This window comes from Brasilonema octagenarum UFV-OR1, from assembly GCF_963888615.1.
GTDB classification, from domain to species: Bacteria; Cyanobacteriota; Cyanobacteriia; order Cyanobacteriales; family Nostocaceae; genus Brasilonema; species Brasilonema sennae.
This window is the reverse complement of record NZ_CAWPKW010000033.1, coordinates 1-17,409: the sequence shown is the minus strand read 5'-3', so window position 1 is coordinate 17,409 and position 17,409 is coordinate 1. Positions and strand designations below refer to the sequence as shown.

14 protein-coding genes and 2 pseudogenes are annotated in these 17,409 nt (G+C 41.4%); 9 read left to right on the top strand and 7 right to left on the bottom strand.

Annotation, left to right across the window (positions count from 1 at the left end; all coding sequences use genetic code 11):
- Positions 1-210 precede the first annotated feature (210 nt).
- Complete coding sequence (locus tag AC5590_RS02230) at positions 211-981, top strand: hypothetical protein (RefSeq protein WP_169268074.1); 771 nt, start codon at positions 211-213, stop codon at positions 979-981.
- A 26-nt stretch (positions 982-1,007) separates the two neighbouring features.
- Positions 1,008-1,706 (top strand): annotated as a pseudogene (locus AC5590_RS02225) (Uma2 family endonuclease).
- Positions 1,707-1,755: 49 nt separating this feature from the next.
- Here the strand turns inward: AC5590_RS02225 and AC5590_RS02220 are convergent.
- Positions 1,756-2,931, bottom strand: a complete 1,176-nt coding sequence (locus AC5590_RS02220) for a peptidoglycan-binding protein (RefSeq protein ID WP_169268073.1) — start codon at positions 2,929-2,931, stop codon at positions 1,756-1,758.
- Between the two features lie 196 nt (positions 2,932-3,127).
- Positions 3,128-4,210: a DMT family transporter gene (locus tag AC5590_RS02215; protein WP_169268072.1), complete on the bottom strand. Its 1,083-nt coding sequence runs from the start codon at positions 4,208-4,210 to the stop codon at positions 3,128-3,130.
- A gap of 939 nt (positions 4,211-5,149) precedes the next feature.
- Here AC5590_RS02215 and AC5590_RS02210 point away from each other — a divergent pair.
- Complete coding sequence (locus AC5590_RS02210; RefSeq protein WP_169268071.1) at positions 5,150-6,493, top strand: YncE family protein; 1,344 nt, start codon at positions 5,150-5,152, stop codon at positions 6,491-6,493.
- A gap of 106 nt (positions 6,494-6,599) precedes the next feature.
- Here the strand turns inward: AC5590_RS02210 and AC5590_RS02205 are convergent, their stop codons facing one another.
- Positions 6,600-8,249 (bottom strand): Ppx/GppA phosphatase family protein, encoded by a 1,650-nt coding sequence (locus tag AC5590_RS02205; RefSeq protein ID WP_169268070.1) that lies wholly within the window; start codon positions 8,247-8,249, stop codon positions 6,600-6,602.
- A gap of 238 nt (positions 8,250-8,487) precedes the next feature.
- Here AC5590_RS02205 and AC5590_RS02200 point away from each other — a divergent pair, with 238 nt between their 5' ends.
- Positions 8,488-9,372 carry a 4-hydroxybenzoate solanesyltransferase gene (locus AC5590_RS02200; RefSeq protein ID WP_169268069.1) on the top strand — a complete coding sequence of 295 codons (885 nt, stop codon included), beginning with the start codon at positions 8,488-8,490 and terminating at the stop codon, positions 9,370-9,372.
- A gap of 123 nt (positions 9,373-9,495) precedes the next feature.
- A complete protein-coding gene (locus AC5590_RS02195) occupies positions 9,496-9,996 on the top strand; it encodes an SLOG cluster 4 domain-containing protein (protein WP_169268068.1) in 501 nt (166 codons plus the stop codon).
- A 40-nt stretch (positions 9,997-10,036) separates the two neighbouring features.
- Here the strand turns inward: AC5590_RS02195 and AC5590_RS02190 are convergent, their stop codons facing one another.
- Both AC5590_RS02190 and AC5590_RS02185 read right to left on the bottom strand, forming a co-directional pair.
- Positions 10,037-12,265 carry a tetratricopeptide repeat protein gene (locus AC5590_RS02190; protein ID WP_169268067.1) on the bottom strand — a complete coding sequence of 743 codons (2,229 nt, stop codon included), beginning with the start codon at positions 12,263-12,265 and terminating at the stop codon, positions 10,037-10,039.
- A gap of 888 nt (positions 12,266-13,153) precedes the next feature.
- The gene (locus AC5590_RS02185; protein WP_169268066.1) at positions 13,154-14,104 is read right to left on the bottom strand and encodes an aldo/keto reductase; all 951 of its coding nucleotides are present in this window, start codon (positions 14,102-14,104) and stop codon (positions 13,154-13,156) included.
- A 112-nt stretch (positions 14,105-14,216) separates the two neighbouring features.
- Here AC5590_RS02185 and AC5590_RS02180 point away from each other — a divergent pair, with 112 nt between their 5' ends.
- Together AC5590_RS02180 and AC5590_RS02175 are read left to right on the top strand one after the other, a co-directional pair.
- Positions 14,217-14,798 (top strand): DUF1802 family protein, encoded by a 582-nt coding sequence (locus AC5590_RS02180; RefSeq protein ID WP_169268065.1) that lies wholly within the window; start codon positions 14,217-14,219, stop codon positions 14,796-14,798.
- 489 nt (positions 14,799-15,287) lie between these two features.
- Entirely contained in the window at positions 15,288-15,539 is a 252-nt protein-coding gene (locus AC5590_RS02175) for a hypothetical protein (protein ID WP_169268064.1), read from the top strand.
- 33 nt (positions 15,540-15,572) lie between these two features.
- Here the strand turns inward: AC5590_RS02175 and AC5590_RS02170 are convergent.
- Positions 15,573-15,833, bottom strand: a pseudogene (locus AC5590_RS02170) (gamma-glutamyltransferase); the annotation flags it as partial.
- Between the two features lie 50 nt (positions 15,834-15,883).
- Complete coding sequence (locus tag AC5590_RS02165; protein WP_169268063.1) at positions 15,884-16,063, bottom strand: hypothetical protein; 180 nt, start codon at positions 16,061-16,063, stop codon at positions 15,884-15,886.
- Between the two features lie 168 nt (positions 16,064-16,231).
- Here AC5590_RS02165 and AC5590_RS02160 point away from each other — a divergent pair, with 168 nt between their 5' ends.
- On the top strand, positions 16,232-16,834 hold the full coding sequence (locus AC5590_RS02160; RefSeq protein WP_256379332.1) for a helix-turn-helix domain-containing protein: 603 nt from the start codon (positions 16,232-16,234) through the stop codon (positions 16,832-16,834).
- Positions 16,821-17,409, top strand: a 589-nt coding sequence (locus AC5590_RS02155) for an RNA-guided endonuclease InsQ/TnpB family protein (protein WP_248277389.1), incomplete at its 3' end; no start/stop codon positions are given. The genes AC5590_RS02160 and AC5590_RS02155, both read left to right, overlap by 14 nt.

The window sequence follows — 17,409 nt, the reverse complement described above, 5'->3', positions numbered from 1 at the left end:
GGGAGACCCTCCCGCAGCGCTGGACTCACCGTAAGGCGTGGCGTTAGCCATAGGGCAGTGGCTCCCCAACCTACGCAATTTAGGGATTTTGGCTCTAACTGAACCGTATTGAGATATAAGGTCTAAAATGCGGTTAATTGGATAATAGAATTATGTGCCTAATTCTAATTTTTATAGTCAAAATATTCATCAATAATATTGTAAGCAACTATGAGATATCGTTCTAGGGGACAGCACTTTTTCATCTATACCTCTATCTTAGTTATCATTCTGGCATTGCTTGTTGGCTGTGACGGCCGTGGCGATGAATCTCCTGCGGGAGGACCTGGTGGTAATAGTGCTACTACTCCAGCAGAATCTAGTGAGACTGGTGCGACTCCCACTACCCAGAGCGTCAGTCCAAATTATAAAATTGCTCAGGATGCTTACTCTGCTACCCTGAAAGAAACTCTCAGACCTGGACAAATCGCCTTTGATATTGCTACACAGATGAAAGTTGCTGAGAATGAAGTGATCGAAGTACGTGTTACTGATAACTTGCAGCGTGATCTAAAAGCAGGACTCAGTAAAGATGCTAAAACTCAGCCGATTGATGTAACTTCCTTTTTAGGAGCAGAACTTACAGGAGCTAGCTTTGAAATCAAACCTCTAAGCCAGAAAAAGCAGGTTTTAGCGCAAGGACGTGTGGTTAAGTGGCTGTGGAATGTAACTCCCAGTGAGGCAGGTAGTCAAAAGCTTTTTCTGGAAATATGTGCTTACATTAGTATTAAAAATCAACCAGAAGTACCAGCGTGTTTGGAGACTTTTAGTCGTGACGTCACGGTTGCAGTTAACCCAAGCAGTTGGTTAGGACAAAATTGGAAATGGATTATAGAGAACTGGAGTGCGATCGCAGCTGTTTTGACAGGAGCGTCCGTTTTTATCGTAGCTAAGTGGAAATGGATTAAAGATTTGTTTAGAAAGAAGACATCTAAATCATAAAAGTACCTATTTAGGGGAAAGACTACATGCTAAACCCGATATTTAAACTGCCAACCAGCGCTGAACTTCCTTGTTCAGACGACACTCCTGTGGATAACGAAAATCAAAATTTTGTCCCGAATTTATTGTTATTCCTGCTGAAGTTTATCTGGGCAAATCGCTTAGATTGGTTTTTTGGGGTTGATATGGCAATTTATCACACCACAGGAGTCAGTCATCTTGTACCTGTTGTGCCAGATGGTTTCTTAAGTTTAGGAGTAGAGCGATTTCAAGGAAATGTTTTACGTAAAAGCTATGTTTTTTGGGAATAAAACGATGTTGTCCCAATTTTTGCTTTAGAAATTGTTTCTCTTACCTATGGGGGCGAATATGATAAGAAAATGTCGGTCTATGCTCGCTTGGGTATTCTATATTATGTCATTTACAATCCTGAATATTGGCGACGAGACCAACATCAGCCATTAGAAGTTTATCGTTTAATCAACGGAGAATATAAGTTACAAATTGGAGAACCTTTTTGGATACCAGAAATGGGTTTGGGGATTGGTAGGGGAAGCTACCTTGATGGAGAAGTAGAACTGGAAGTGCTTTATTGGTATGATGCACAAGGCGTTAGGTATAAGACACCACAAGAAGTTGCAGAACAAGCGCAACAGCAAGCAGCAGAGATGACAGAGTTACTTGAGCGCTATCGCCAACGCTTTGGAGAATTACCAGACGCTTAAGTCAGTGAACAGTAAACAGTGAACAGTGATAACTGGTAACTGATAACTGCTAAAAATTTTCCTCGTCCTCTTCTTCCTCTCCCTCTGTATCTTTGTCCTCCTCACTTGCATCACCAGGCAAAGCACGGATACGATTCATTTGTGAAAGAGCATACTTTGCTGTTGATCGCACGTCTGCATCCGGATCTCGCACAGCATGAGATAAGATTTGACTCATTTGAGCCATCATGTCATATACGCGAGTTAAATCCCGGATGGCATTTTGTCGCACTTGTGGACTTTCATCTTGCAATGAAATTGCCAAAGCACGGTTCATTGGCTTAAGTGTGCGGGTGTTAATTTCTGCCAAAGCAGCTAAAATCAAGCTGCGTTGCTGGGAATCTGCATCCACCATCAAGTCTACTAAAGGCTGAATTGCTCGTGAGTCTCCTTTTTGACCTAAATCCCAGATAGCTTTACGTCGCTGTGTTGGATCAGGGCTACGTAAATCTAAAATCAACTGGTCAATGATGTCAACTTTGGCAAGGCGAGAAGTTGTTTCCATTGGTAAAAATTCAGTAGACGGTGGTATCGTTGTTTCTGTTTCTTGCGTACTGATGACACTAGTGTTATGAAACTCATCGTCGTTCTTTACATCGAACTTTTGTATAGTTTGCGGAACTAAACTGGTGTTTAGCTGACTATAATTTTCTGGGTATGTTACAACTTTTGTACCCTTGTCAATCTTTCTTACTATATAAAGTACTGCCCCAATACTTCCCAAAACACCAGTACCCACGAGAGACCACCAAAGTATGTCTGTTCCTGGGTCTTTCTTGGTCTTGGGTTGAATCGTAGAACTAATTGCAATGGTAGAAGGCGGTAATTTCTTGTTTATTGTTGTCTGAAGACTCTGCCTAGTTGTATCACCAAAAATACCGTCTACACTTAAACCTTTTACTTGTTGAAATTTCGTCACAGCACGGCTTGTACTTATGCCATACCGTCCATCTATCTCGCCATCATAGTATCCTAACTTCTTAAGTAAGGTTTGCACTGACTTCACTTGTGCACCTGTGCTACCAAGTCCAAGAATGGACTGCTTGACAGCATCTTTGGAACTGACTTGAGCAAGTTCTAAATTTCTAAAAACAATTTCAGGTTTAACTGCACTTGCTGAACGTTGGTCAAATCCTAAGCAAGCAAGGCAAGCAATAAAAACAATAGAAGAATAGCGTCGCCTCATATAGCAAGTCTCAGCCAGAACGTGCATTGGAAGCCATTGATACCACAATAACTATAAGCTACATAAATATCAAATGTCTTCTTGGCTTTTGGTATATTAAATACACTCTGGCTAATACTCTTATTCAAGCACATGAGTGGTAGTTGTTGTACTTGAGTCAGTTATTTATTTTTGAGATATTTTTTGACTACCTTATTTAAGGCAACATCTCTGATTCAGATTTTCTCACAGGCAAGGTAACTTTGTTTATCGTCTTTGCAGACGCTTCTAAAACTTGTTGTTGCTGTGTGATAGTTTTTTCACTTGTAGCAACCTTCTTGCTTACCCCTGGCAGAGTTTCGCGCTGGTTGATGAGATAGATGCTAACCAAAGTCAGGCTGACTCCTACCCACTGCAACGGACTGAGAACTTCTTGAAGTAACAAATTGCCAAATAACAATGCGAATACGGGTGTGAGAAAGGTGAGGGAACTGAGACTGGTGAGATTACCGCTAGAGGCAAAGTAGAAAAACAATCCGTAGGCGATCGCACTACCAAATACTGTAGCGTAACCCAGCCCAAACCAGTCAGACGGAACAATGTTCTGCAACTGTCCAGATTCTACAGCTGATGAAATTCCCCACAATGGCAAGCCACCTATAATCATGTGCCATCCTGTAGCCATCACAGGATCAGCATGGCGACTGACGAACCTGATCAACACTGTTCCTACTGCCATACTCAGCGCTGCTAGAAGCATCAACCACTCGCCACTGGCAAACAGTTGTTGTATTGATGCTGTAGAGAATATCTCTACAATCGGGTCTGAGTTGAAAAAATGGAGAATCCACTCATCCGGTAAGCCAATTAAACTAATACCTGTGACTCCTATCCCTAGTCCTAACCATCCCCAAAAACCAATATGTTCTTGGAATAACCACAAACACAGCAATGCCACAGCCAAGGGTTGAGAGTCAATCATCACAGATCCTAACCCAGCATTTGTTCTGAGTAAGCCCTCCGCCAAAAACCCTTGAAACAGTGTTCCATCCACCAAGGCAAATAAAGCAATCCACAGCCATGCATCCCAGCCTTTGGGCTGAGGTCTACCCATCCATGCTGCTACTATCAAAATAAGTACGCCAGCCGGTATCAAACGCACTCCCGCCATAAATAATGGTGTCGTGTGGGGTATTACTCCTTTCATCGCCACCATTGCTGTACCCCAGAAAAAAAAGGGGGCTATCAACAACAGTAGTCGTGGGATGGGTAGTTGAGATGCATTGCTTTTCAGTTCCATGGGATTGCTGATGCCTTTGTTTTACAAATGCGAAATATCGCTTTAACTAATTTTACCGAATTATTTCGATTTGTGAAGGCATAAATACTTAGTGATGAGGGACGCTCAAAGGGGTATTCACTTGTCAATCTTTTTTGGATATTTTTTGGATATGGTGTCTAACTTGACATGATCAGTCCTCTGTAAATTTTCTGTAAATATACTACTAAAACTTGATATTTTTGCCGTATTTATAGTAAAGTTTGACAGTGTGTCGTAATAACAACTTTTATAGGTTATAAGGGTTTTTTTTAGAAGATCCAGCTTGCATCTTCGTTTTGCAAGGGTGTTGACCAATTCTGTATTAGCGCTTAGTGCTATTGCGCTTTTCATACAAAGCTCTACCCTCATTTCTCAGTGAGGTAACTTTTGTATTCATAGTTTAAAGTTATTTTCTATATAAAAAGATGCGTGATGTTATCAAAAGAAAATATTGACTATAAGTTGTTGGATGCATACTATTATGTATTTTTTTACAAATTAAAAGAACTGATTGTGTTCAAGTTTAGCCAACGTTCTTTTGTTCACCACACAAGGAGATTTTCTATACGAATTATGATTAATGACCTGGCAGTGCTGTTTTGTTCTAGTCAAATCTTTGTCATCATTCCCAAAATTGAGGGTTTTTAACATAGCAAACTGACTTTTCACGGTATGTGGATTCATGTCATTTTGAAGGTTTCCCAAGCCCCAGTTTTTCCATTAGTTGTTTTCATTGATTCACAACTATTGAGAATTAAGTTGTGGAAACCACGAAACAGTGTGTTTTGAAGACTTGCTGTGAAAAGTCAGAGCAAAAGGCAAGCGATCGCTTATTCCCCAACCCTATATATCCATATCAAATCAGTGATGAGGAGTGACACGAGACTCTTTCATGTACTCAAATAAAGAAGGTTAAAAATGAAAAAATTCTTCATTCCGTGCTTGTTTTTCATTGGAATTGCTTGGACTATATTCACCCAAGTTCCTCTCCCACTGCATGAGGGATTGTCCACTGTAGCTTCAGCAGCACGACCAAGAAATCCAGGTTATGAGGTTTGGGCTATTGACCAAGCAGATTCCCTTGATGGTACTACTTTGGGAGGAAATCTCTTTGTTTTTTCAGGCAACGACCGAGACTTTTTAAGAGGTAATGCAAAGGTTGAGCAATTTAACTTGGCAGCCAGTGCTAAGAAGAACGATCTTGCACCAGGTCAAAAACCCCACTGGATTACTTTCAATCAAGGCGGTACACACGCGATTGTAGGACATGCGACTACAGCTGATGTCTATGCAATTGATGCCAACAAGCGTGAAGTTGTGGATTCAATTCTTCCACCAGGATTACCAAACTCCAACTCTCATGCTGTTTACCTCTCAAAAGACAACAAATTTGTATATGTTGCCGATACTCCAGGTCAGCGGATTCATAAGATTGGCACAAATTATGAGGCCCCTGGAGGTAAAATTTTTGGTGATGTTCAAACATTAGACTTCAATACTCCACAGACAAAGACAGCCTTAGGAGTACCTACCACTGGTGCCACTGCCCGACCAGTTGTAGCTGTCGTTGATGATACAGGTAAGTTTGTTTATGTCACTTTTGCTGATGGTGGCGTGGCAATTGTAAATGCGGAAACACTAACAATCGCACATATTTACAGTAAAGATGAAGCCACTTTCAATGGATTGGTTGCCTATCAGATTGGCGACAACTTCGTAACTAACGCAGGCAATGCTGATCCCGAGATAGCGGACTTTATCTATCTGTATAACAATAAATCTCTGCTAGAAAATCCCTCGAAGCGTCCAGATTTCTTCAAAGTTCCTCAATCCGGTAATGATGTTCATGGTGTGACATTAATTGGTGCTAAATACCTTTGGCAAGTAAATCGTGGATCCAATTCCATCACCATACACGATATCAACGCTAAACCATTTGATCCCAATGTTGAGGCTTCAAACAAAGCTCGCGCAGTTAATATTGTCGATCTAGTCAGTGATACCTTGGGTCCTGATCCTACACCAGACTTAATAGAACCATCACCTTCCGGACAAGTTGCCTTTTTCACACAGCGTGGACCTAATCCCATCTCAGGAAACGACCCAGCATTTTTCAACAGTGTGGGTATTTTCCCAGGACTAGGTGTCGTGGAAGTTGAAAACGGAGGTAAGAGTGCTAAACCCGCTCATTTATATAGATTTGATAATGTTGTCGGTGGTAAGAATATTGCTGACTTCCACGCTCTTGCAGTTCGTAAATAGAACTTAAGGACACAAGGGACAAACCGAAAATTTTTGAGTAGTACATTAAACCTATTTGAAGGTGCGTTACATTAGTGTAACGCACCTAATTTATCCAACACTTTATCTAACTAAATGCAGCGATATTAAGCTCTAACTTTGCTACTAATTTGACATCAAACTCTGCTTCAAATACATCCTTTTTATAATCCAAACTCCATAGTTCTAAAGCACAGTCATCATCAGCGTGGGATGGAAAAATTTTGAGAATCAATTCTTGTTTTTCAGTTAGATATTCACACTCGACTCGCGTAATTGCTCCAATTTGCCGCCTATCCAAAGCAACTGCCAATCTCAAAATAGCACTCAATTGACTGACAATTTGTCGATGATTTTTGCCTTCTAAATTCTGGTAATTTTCGTGCTTTTTCTTCGGTGGAGATTTGCGATGATAACGTGCTAAATTAGCAATGATTTCTATCTCTGTTTCATTATAGCCTAGTAATTCAGCATTACGAATGAGATAATAGGAGTGCTTGTGGTGAGATGAATGACCGATATAATGACCGCAATTATGCAATATAGCTGCAGCCCAAAGGAGTTGCCGTTCATCTGCTCCCCAGTCGTGAAGTGTTCCTTTTGTTTGGTCAAAAATGCTTAAGGCAAAGACTGCGACTCTATCACTGTGCTCTAAATTGACGTCGTACTTATTCGCAATTCTCAGGACACTCCGCTGGCTTACTGAACCTTGGTAACGTAGACGGTCTTCAATATAACCGTGAGTAAGCATCCAGTCTACAATCACACCCTCTCTTAGGGAACGTTCGCATACTACGAGTGACTCTAGCCCCAAAACGAGCATGGCTTCCTGTAAAATCACTGCGCCTGCGAGTATAACTTCAGATCGTTTCTCTGGCATGCCGGGAATTGCAGCTCGTTCTGAGTTACTCATTTTCCGTAGGCGATTGACCCATTCCTGCAAATCTTTTAAGCTCATTTCGTAACCATTGAGCGTAGAAGGAACAGAGTCTACCTTTTCCCGTGCATGAATCATCACTAGAGTTTCAATTGTGCCGGAAGTACCTACTAAACGGGGAGATTCTCCATCCTTAAGATTTGCTTGGATCTCTTCAACAGCACGTTCTAACATCCCCCGTGCATATGCTTGTAGGTACTCAAACTCAGTGTCATGAATTGGGTCAGTGGTAATTAACTCACTGGTGAGTCTGACTGCACCAACTTTGGTACTGGTGAACGTTCGCCCTTCGTGACTATCGGCCAAAATTAATTCTGTGGAACCGCCACCGATATCTATAATAATATGGGGCTTGTCGTCAAATTCCATCCCCGATAGTACGCCCAAGTAGATTCGCCGCGCTTCTTCTTGACCAGAAATCAACTTAACGCTTAAACCGACTTCATCTTCAACTTTTTGCAAAAAATCTCTACCATTGGGGGCTTCTCGTACGGCGCTGGTTGCCACAGCAATTATTGTATCGACGTTGAGAGTTTTTGCGATCTCTTGGAAATGTCCCAAGGTGGCGATCGCCCTTTCCATGATTTGTGGTTTCAAATTCCCCGTCTTCATCTCGCGATCGCCGAGTCTGACGGTTTCTTTTTCTCTGCCGATAATGTTAAAAGATGGCAGTGTAGGTTCAATTTCCACTACTACCATGTGTAGCGAATTGGTTCCTAAGTCAATCGCAGCAATAATTCGATGTTGCTTTGCTGTTTGAGTCGGAACACTCTCCCAGTTAGCTGAAACTAAATTCACCATCTATCGTTTCTCTCTGTTAAGGATGGTAAAAGCTGGCAATCTCGACGTATCGACGAGACAATGTATTTTGTACAACAAAATTGTTTTTAAGTAGAAGCCCTGATCCATAACCAAAATGACTTCCTGGTTCTATTCCAAGTTGTGATTTATGGTTGTGACTTTATAAATATCAGATAAAGATATTCTATAGATGTAAATATGTGTGAACCAATCTATCTTTAGTCATCTTTTACTACCTATGCTAACTACGCCAAAAGATCACACCGAACCCATATGGCTTGTTATTATCCGGCTATTACGATGGCACAAACCAGAGGGACGGTTAATTTTAATGATTCCCGCTTTATGGGCTGTGTTTTTGGCAGCTGCTGGAAAACCACCCTTACCACTTGTTGGAGTGATCATCTTGGGTACTCTCGCCACAAGTGCTGCTGGATGTGTTGTCAATGATTTGTGGGATAGAGATATAGATCCACAAGTGGAAAGAACTCGCGATCGCCCTCTTGCTTCCCGTACGCTGACTGTGAAAGTTGGCATCATAGTTGCCATAGTGGCGATGGCATGTGCTGCAGTTCTTGCCTTTTATCTTAACGTACTCTCATTTTGGTTGTGTGTGGCAGCAGTTCCAGTTATTTTGCTTTATCCCGGCGCAAAGCGCGTGTTCCCTGTTCCGCAACTGGTTCTTTCTATCGCTTGGGGTTTCGGGGTTTTAATTAGCTGGAGTGCAGTGACGCATAACCTTTCACTCCCAACTTGGCTGCTTTGGGGCGCTACTGTGACGTGGACATTAGGATTTGATACAGTTTACGCCATGAGTGACAAGGAGGACGATCGACGAATTGGTGTCAATTCTAGCGCTTTGTTTTTTGGTAGTTTCGCGCCTGTTGCAATTGGCATTTTCTTTGCTAGCACTGTCTTTTTACTGAGTTGGCTAGGTTTAGTTCTGCAACTGCGTCCTAGTTTTTGGATTAGTCTTTCCATTGCTAGTGTAAGTTGGATTTGGCAGCTCACACGCTTAAGCCAGAAAGATTTACCGAACTCTGCTTATGCTGAAATGTTCCGACAAAATGTGTGGATTGGTTTTATTGTCCTTGCTGGGATGATTAGTGGGAGTTTATTATAATACCAATTCAAAAAAATGTTTGCGACAGATAGAACACTAAAAGCGGTTACCAGTAAATCTTTCACAATCTAAAATCTAAAATGGTATAAATTCTGTATGCTGTGTTCTTCTTAATAAACTGCAATGAGAAAAATCATAATTGGAGTGATGGGACCAGGAGAAAAAGCTACAGCAATTGATGTACAAAATGCCTATGAACTTGGAAAACTCATTGCAACACAGGGATGGGTTTTGCTGACTGGTGGTCGAAATGTTGGCGTTATGGATGCGGCAAGTCGGGGAGCAAAATCTGTTAATGGTTTAACTATTGGTATTCTTCCTTGCTATGATAGCCAAGGTATTTCTAAAGCAGTTGATATTACCATTTTTACTGATATGGGAAATGCTCGCAACAATATCAATGTTCTCTCTTCTCATGTGGTCATTGCTTGTGGTATGGGTGTGGGTAGTGCTTCAGAGATTTGCCTAGCTTTGAAAGGCAACAAGAAAGTAATTTTGTTGAGTGTAGATGAAGAAAGTCAAAATTTCTTCCAAAAACTTGGGCCAAAAAATGTTTATGTCGTGAATGATGTGGAGAATACAATGGCATTAACTAAGCAAATTTTAAATCATACTAAGACCTGAATCCAATCACTTTTTGGCGTTGCATATTTTTGGGATGATTTTATTTTCTTTGCTTACTAGAAGACTTCTTTATTGGCGCTTTTTGCTTCTTGGCGGTTCGTACTTTATCCCTTCTTTGTGCAACGCCGATTTTCTGTTGCTTTTGTTCGTACTGTTGCAAAAACTCTTGAACTTTTACAGGAATTTCCGCACTACAGTAGAAGTCTTGAGTCCCCATCAAGCGTACTACCATCGGAGAGTGGGAACGTTCGGCATATTGAATTGCTTGATCAAACAGCCCCTGATTGATGTGCGCTTGAACTATTTTTTCATACATATCAAGAGGGTTTAACAAAACCTTAGACTTTTGTGTTTTTGAAGTTACCCAACTGCTGCTAGTTTCTAAAGCTTCAATGGCAACAGCAAAACCTTGGATAGTTTCAGTCCATAATCCCATAGTAAAGGCAAAATTACCCAAGTAACGTCCAGCCATAAGACTTTCGAGAGGAAAAGTTTTGGGGGTATAAATCTCCAAGGCTAATTGGAAGGCTTTGATTGCTTCTGGAGTACGTTGCAAAGGTTTGTAAATATTCCCGAGATGATTTTGGGTTTTTGCCCAGTCATAGGGAAAGCGATCGCGTGTGTATTCTTGCAATGCTTGGTTGTAATGGTATATCGCTAATTCTAAGTTCTGTTTTCGTTTACCATGAATCCGATCACACCAGGCATTGCCAAGAAAACTTTGGGTGTTTGCCCACTCATGGGGAAAGCGATCGCGTGTGTATACACTCAATGCTTGCTGATGATAGTGTATCGCCCATTCTATATTCTCTGCTTTTTCCCCACGAATCCGCCGACAGAATGTATTTCCCAAATTATTATGGGTTATTGCCCATTCGTAGGCAAAGCGATCGCGTGTGTATATTTCTAATGCTTGGTTGTAACACTGTATTCCTAGTTCTATGTTCTCTTCAGCGTTACCATGAATACGATTACACCAGACATTGCCGAGATTTTTTTGGCTTCTTGCCCACATTTCGGGAAACAGATCGCGCTTGTATACCTGCAATGCCTGATTGCAATAATGTATCGCTAATTCCAAGTTTTCTGCCTCTTCGCCAAGAATACGTTCCCAGTAAGCAATCCCAAGATTATTTTGGATTGCTGCCCACATTTTGGGATTGCCATCATACGTAAATTGTTTTAATGCTTGCTTGTAATGGTGTATCGCTTGTTCCTGGTTTTCGGCTTTTTTTCCGCAAATACGCTCACCCAAAAGATTTCCCAAATGATTTTGCACCTTTGCCCATTGATCGGGAAAGCGATCGCGTGTGTATACTGTCAATGCTTGGTTGTAATGGTGTATCGCTAGTTCTTGGTTATCGGTTTGTTGACCACGGAGTCGTTTTGAGTAGGCAAGCCCGAGACTATTTTGCACCTTTGCCCACGTTTCGCCACAGAGATCGCGTCGGATTTCTTGCAATGCTTGGTTATAACAGTATATCGCGAGTTCCAAGTTCTCTTCTGGGTTGCCACAGATTCGCTCTGAGTAAGCTAGCCCAATATTACGTTGCGTTTTTGCCCAGTCATAAGGAAAGCGATCGCGTGTGTATTCCTCCAATGCTTGGTTGTAATAGTATATTACTTGTTCCAAATTATGAGATTTTTCCCCACGCACACGGTCAGAGAAAGCAAGCGCAAGATTAGTTTGCGTTGTTCCCCATTCATAAGGAAAGCGATCGCGTGTAAAAACTGTGGCGGCTACTTGGTAACCTACAATCGCAATTTCCATACGACCTGCTGGGTTACCTTGCTCAAACATCTGCACCAGCTTACTAAACTCAACAATAAACCCCGCAGTGTATTGTGCTAATATTTCCTTCAATTGTGGCAAGATATTCGTTGCCCAAACTTGCAACACATAAGCCAAAGTATCATTCAGCTTGTCCTGATTTGCTGCTAAATACGGGTACATTACTTGGGGATCACGATCTTTTTCAATTGCTTCCAATACATCAACTAAAAAAGTTTCATAAGCTTGCCAGGTGTGAGAACTTGCTTGTACTCCCAAAGAAGCAGCCAACTCATTTCTAAGATTCAACAACCAATCTGCAGTTAATTGGCGACTTTGGTTTGCCATATTTCCTGCAACTTGTTCCAAGGCTATTAGGAACCCTTCATCTATCCATTCTTTATCTTCTGCTACAATGTCCATCGCTTCCGCATGAGTGGCGCATCTTAACAGATCTGCAATTGTATTTAAATAAGTTTGGATTTTTGTTTCGTCCATATGACTTGCCAGTTGTGACTTGAGCACGTTCACTGATTTCTAATTTTATTGTGCAAAAATCAACTAGGCATTGTTATGTCACTCAAGAAATAACTTTTAACGCGAAAACCTGGTCAGCGGGACCAGGTTTTATCTAAAAAATTTCGTAGTGATCAAATTGCTTTTATCGTGAGGAAATACAAAGGTTTTACAATAGTGGTGGACAATAACACTAACAAACTCAGCATAAAAAACGTTTTTCCGCTTTGGGATTTGGCTTCGCCTTTCAACACAGGCGCTGTGCCACTCATCATCATACTTATGCTGATATTTGCTTGGGCTGATGACGGAAGGACACCGGGTCAATTGCCCTTTTCAGTTTGGTTGTGCCTTGTTTGGTGTCCTATTTATTAAGTTACCACCCGATTATGGAATTGCCTGCAGTTGTTTACTGAACTTAACAACTGGAGTTTAGCTTCTTCGCCGAAGGCTATAAGCAACCCAAAAATCTGCTTGTGAGGGTTATACCATGTCCTGATAAACAGTTGTCATTGCGTTCGCGTAGCGTGCGCCCTTGGCGCATACTACGCGATAGCGAAGTGAAGCAATCTCAAACACTTGCGATTGCTGAGTCCCAAGGGGACACGCTGCGCGTTCGCTCGATTCGTGCGCTTTGCGCTTACGTTCCACTCGCAATGACATATCGTAAGTAATTAGCAGGACATGATATTACTAGATCGTGAAAAACAAGATCCCCGACTCCTTTTAAAGGAGTCGGGGATCTGTGTCTCTCAATTTATGCGCTACGCGCAGGCACTTTCACACAAATCAAATAGGATTACTATAGAACTGCTCAATAACAGGACAGAGGCGCAAAGTATCGCGCCCTCTACATCGGAATTACCAATTTCACATAAGTTTGGTATAGTCTAAATGGTCGGTCACAATCCGCCCAATAACATCTATTTGGTTCAAATCTTCAGTCGAAAGTTGAACAGAGCTGGCTTGGGCGTTTGCGGTTGCTTGTTCGGGATAACGCACACCGGCGATCGCATGACTCTGTGGTTGAGCAATTAACCATGCTAGTGCTAACTGGGCAAGTGTACAGTTGTGACGTTCTGCAATTGGGCGCAATTTTTCCAAAGCTTGTTGAGCGCGTTCAAAATTTTCTCCCTGAAATAGCTTATTGTTGGCGCGGTTATCTTGTTGGTCAAATTTGTGACCAGCTTCAAATTTTCCTGTTAACAATCCTTGAGCTAGAGGTGAATAAGCAATAATCGCAATCTTATGTTCGATGCAATAAGGCATTGCATCTTTTTCGACATACCGCCAGAATAAAGAATAATGAGGCTGCAAGCTATCAATGCGTCCGTATTGAGATGCTTCTTCCAACTGGGTTTTGGAAAAATTGGAAACACCAATAGCCCGAATTTTCCCTTGCTTTTTCAGGTGGTTAAGAGCGTTCATTGTCTCCTCAATCGGAACAACTTCAGAATTGAACGAACCAGCGGGGCAATGAATTTGATATAAGTCTATGTAGTCAGTTCTGAGGTTTTTCAAGGAATGATTACAAGACTCAATCACCTGGTTGTACTTGAGATGGTTAGCAAAAACTTTCGTGGCATACTCGACTTGATCTCGAACATCAGATAAAGCTTGAGCAACAATTCTTTCTGAATGTCCGTCACCATAAACCTCAGCAGTATCAACTGTTGTGATACCAGCTTCAAATGCTGCCCGTATTGCTTTAATCGAGTTAGTGTCCTCAACTCCCACCCACATTTTTTTACCAGCTTGCCAAGTCCCCGTGAGAATAGGCGTAATTTTAACATCCGATGTACCCAGCGTTCGCTTTTCCATAATGATTCCTTATCTATTTTTTAATTCATTTGTTGCAGACAGCCACATAGTGTATCGATCTTGGCGTCAAAATAAATCAGAGTAATAGTAGATGCTTACGGAAGAATTGATTATGACGAATCATGCACTCAAAGAATGGGCAGTTGCTATCAATGCCTTAGAAACAAGCAAAACAATTATGCTCCTCCGCAAAGGTGGTATCCATGAACGTCATGGACGCTTTGAGGTTAACCACAAGCAGATTTTGCTTTACCCAACTTTTGAGCATCAACAGCCTTTCTTGCTCAAACCCGAGTATGCTAATTTGGTAATTCCGGTGACATCTGGTTGGCATCCAGAAACAGTTCATATCAACAGTTGGGCTGAAATTACAGATATTTTTCCAGTGAGTGAGGAATCAGTCGTTAATGCTCTGCTTCCATTCCATATTTGGAATGAGTACTTTATTAGCGATCGCCTCAAATGGAAACCGCGTCAGCCATTATATATTCTCCTGCTGCGGACTTACAAACTCCCCCAAGAGCAAGAAATTCCCTATTGCACCAAGTATGGTGGCTGTAAGTCATGGATTGACTTGGATGGACCCATTTCGTTACAAGGATCACAACCAATCTTGTCTGATTCGATATATGCCCAGTTAGTTGGCCAAATTCGCGATATTGTCAGCGACGAATTATATGCTCCATCCATATAATAACGTAGGACTTACGCACTTTAGAAATAAATTATTGTGTGCGTAACGATTAGCATGACTAGTTCCGTGCGGTTTTACAATAGTCAGATGAGCACAAAAATTTCCCATTTCGATCTCAAAAGTGCATAAGTTGATTTTGCTTGCATCTAATTAAAGAAGAAGGGAAAGCTAATAGTATTATGCATATAATCATATTTTTGTCAATTCGTAAGTCCTATAACGAATAGCTATCAAAAAAAGTACTCAAAAATACATCAATTTTTGTGAGCCATAGGATAGCATTGGCTAAACGCAAAAGATGACTGCGTTTCTTTTCATAGCCTTTCGTCTGTAAAGCGTCTACGTCTTACATTCACTTTGAATTGTGTGATTCGTCTTGAGGTTAACCGCTGTGAACAATACAGAAAGTACCCCAAAAGGGCGATGTAGATATTGACAGATGTCTGTAAGTATGCTTGTAAGCTAACTAAAATAAATCAGGAGTTTGCCATGCATGGAAGAATGTGCTGGTTGTCAAAATTTGGCGACAGTGAAGAAAAAATTTTGCATTTGCAGACAGGACCAAATGAACCTTGGCGTCCTTACACAGCCTTTGGGCAATTAGCAGTCCCAGATTACAAAATACCAGGCGGTTCTAAAGGTTGGGCGACTTTCCAAAAATTGTTAAAAGCAGGTTGGACTTTGATACCAACTGCAAGAGCAAACGAGTTCTCGTCCTCAAGGACTTCAGTGGAGTCATGAATCAAGACAGAACATACGAAAGTTTTTCGCTTTTTACAAACCCCTAGGCGAACTTTCACCACGGGGATCAGCTGCGCCTTCTAAAGTTGCATCTGGTGTTACGACAATCGAATTAACATTACCCCAAGGCTTAGTTTGTTTAATTCTGTGTCCCTGACGCTGCAACTCGGCAAGAGTTAGAGCTTTCAAACCCATAGGTTGGACTCTTAGTTGATCAGGTAACCACTGATGATGTATACGGGGTGCAGAAACAGCCGTGCCAGAATGCATCTTGTATTCTAGTACATTCAAGAGCTTGTCCTAAGTAGACAATAACCTAAACAAGCTTAGTCAACTACCGACAACTATCCCTCAAATTCTTCTATCAATTCATCAACAAGCTTTCTTAGCCGTTCCTTCCAGTCAGGGATGGCTTTTAATTTGTCTCTGACACCCTTTTGGACATTAAAACACACCGGCGTCTTATCAAAAGGCTCATTATTTAAAGGTTGTGCACCTAATTTATGATTTTTCTGGAAAGGCATTGCTATCGAGTGTATATATTACTATACTTATATATAGCACAAACGTATTGAGGTGACGCATTGGGACAAAGAAATAAGGCTTGCCTTATTACAACGAATACTCGTGGGTGCTGACAAATTAACAGACCATAGCAAGCCTTATTTCTCCAGTCATTCCCCCGGTGAACAATGCTTTTATCCATCAAAACTAAGTTGAAACTGACAAGCGAGCAAAAAACCATAATGGCAAAGCATGCAGGTATTGCAAGATTTACCTTTAATTGGGGTTTAGCTACTTGGAAAAATTTATATGATCATGGATTCAAGCCAAATAAATTCCTCCTTAAGAAGTTCTTTAATAATGAGGTAAAAACTCAACTGGAGTGGATTAAGGAGAAAGGAATTTGTCAAAAGATTACTCAATACGCCTTTGACCAATTAGGTGACGCGTATGCCCGATTTTTTAAAGGTAACGCATTGGGACAAAAAAATAAGCCAAGCCCTAATAACAACACGATAAATCGTGATGCTTCGAGATCAACCCAAGAGGGCTTGGCTTATTTTTCCAGTCAGAACCCCGGTAGGGGCGACTACCCCAGGTCAAAGAAGAAAGGCATCAACGACTCTTTCACTGTTGACAATGGTGGAAAACCTATCCCTGTTGCTGGTGTACGAGTTAAGCTGCCTACCATTGGATGGGTTAAAACTTATGAAGGACTGCCCCATACAACAACCACCAAGCTAACAATATCTCGGATAGCTGGTGACTGGTACATCGATGAGCGCTTATGAGGTTGAAACCGAGCCTACGCCTAAATCCGTCTATGTTGTAGGTGTGGATTTGGGAATAAAGGAACTAGCTACGCTTAGCACTGGTGTTACGTTTCCAAACCCAAAAGCCTACAAAAAGAACATCCAGAAACTAAAACGGTTGTCTAAAGCTCATTCTCGGAAAAAGAAAGGCAGTAACAACCGTTATAAGTCAAAAATCAAATTAGCGAAACATCATAACCGAGTTTCTAACATTCGCAAAGATTCGCTTCATAAAGTTACTCACCACTTATGCAAAAACCACGCGCTTGTAGTGGTAGAGGACTTAAATGTTAGCGGGATGATGTCAAATCATAAGCTTGCCCAATCTATCGCTGATTGCGGGTTTTATGAATTCAAGCGACAACTTGAATATAAAACCAAGAAGTTTGGAAGTAAGTTAATTGTTGCGGATAGATGGTATCCATCTTCTAAAACCTGTAGTAATTGTGGTTGCAAAAAAGAAACACTCACCTTGAAGGAAAGAGTGTTTGAATCTGGTGAGCAGCGCCTTGCGGTGAATCCAGCGCTGCCAAGAGTTGTGCCTTGCGGAGCCA

Coding starts and splice junctions, on each gene's coding strand:
- AC5590_RS02230 (WP_169268074.1), top strand. CDS start 211: ATGAGATATCGTTCTAGGGGACAGCACTTTTTCATCTATACCTCTATC.
- AC5590_RS02200 (WP_169268069.1), top strand. CDS start 8,488: ATGCTAACTACGCCAAAAGATCACACCGAACCCATATGGCTTGTTATT.
- AC5590_RS02210 (WP_169268071.1), top strand. CDS start 5,150: ATGAAAAAATTCTTCATTCCGTGCTTGTTTTTCATTGGAATTGCTTGG.
- AC5590_RS02205 (WP_169268070.1), bottom strand. CDS start 8,249: ATGGTGAATTTAGTTTCAGCTAACTGGGAGAGTGTTCCGACTCAAACA.
- AC5590_RS02190 (WP_169268067.1), bottom strand. CDS start 12,265: ATGGACGAAACAAAAATCCAAACTTATTTAAATACAATTGCAGATCTG.
- AC5590_RS02175 (WP_169268064.1), top strand. CDS start 15,288: ATGCATGGAAGAATGTGCTGGTTGTCAAAATTTGGCGACAGTGAAGAA.
- AC5590_RS02215 (WP_169268072.1), bottom strand. CDS start 4,210: ATGGAACTGAAAAGCAATGCATCTCAACTACCCATCCCACGACTACTG.
- AC5590_RS02220 (WP_169268073.1), bottom strand. CDS start 2,931: ATGAGGCGACGCTATTCTTCTATTGTTTTTATTGCTTGCCTTGCTTGC.
- AC5590_RS02180 (WP_169268065.1), top strand. CDS start 14,217: ATGACGAATCATGCACTCAAAGAATGGGCAGTTGCTATCAATGCCTTA.
- AC5590_RS02195 (WP_169268068.1), top strand. CDS start 9,496: ATGAGAAAAATCATAATTGGAGTGATGGGACCAGGAGAAAAAGCTACA.
- AC5590_RS02160 (WP_256379332.1), top strand. CDS start 16,232: ATGCTTTTATCCATCAAAACTAAGTTGAAACTGACAAGCGAGCAAAAA.
- AC5590_RS02185 (WP_169268066.1), bottom strand. CDS start 14,104: ATGGAAAAGCGAACGCTGGGTACATCGGATGTTAAAATTACGCCTATT.
- AC5590_RS02165 (WP_169268063.1), bottom strand. CDS start 16,063: ATGCCTTTCCAGAAAAATCATAAATTAGGTGCACAACCTTTAAATAAT.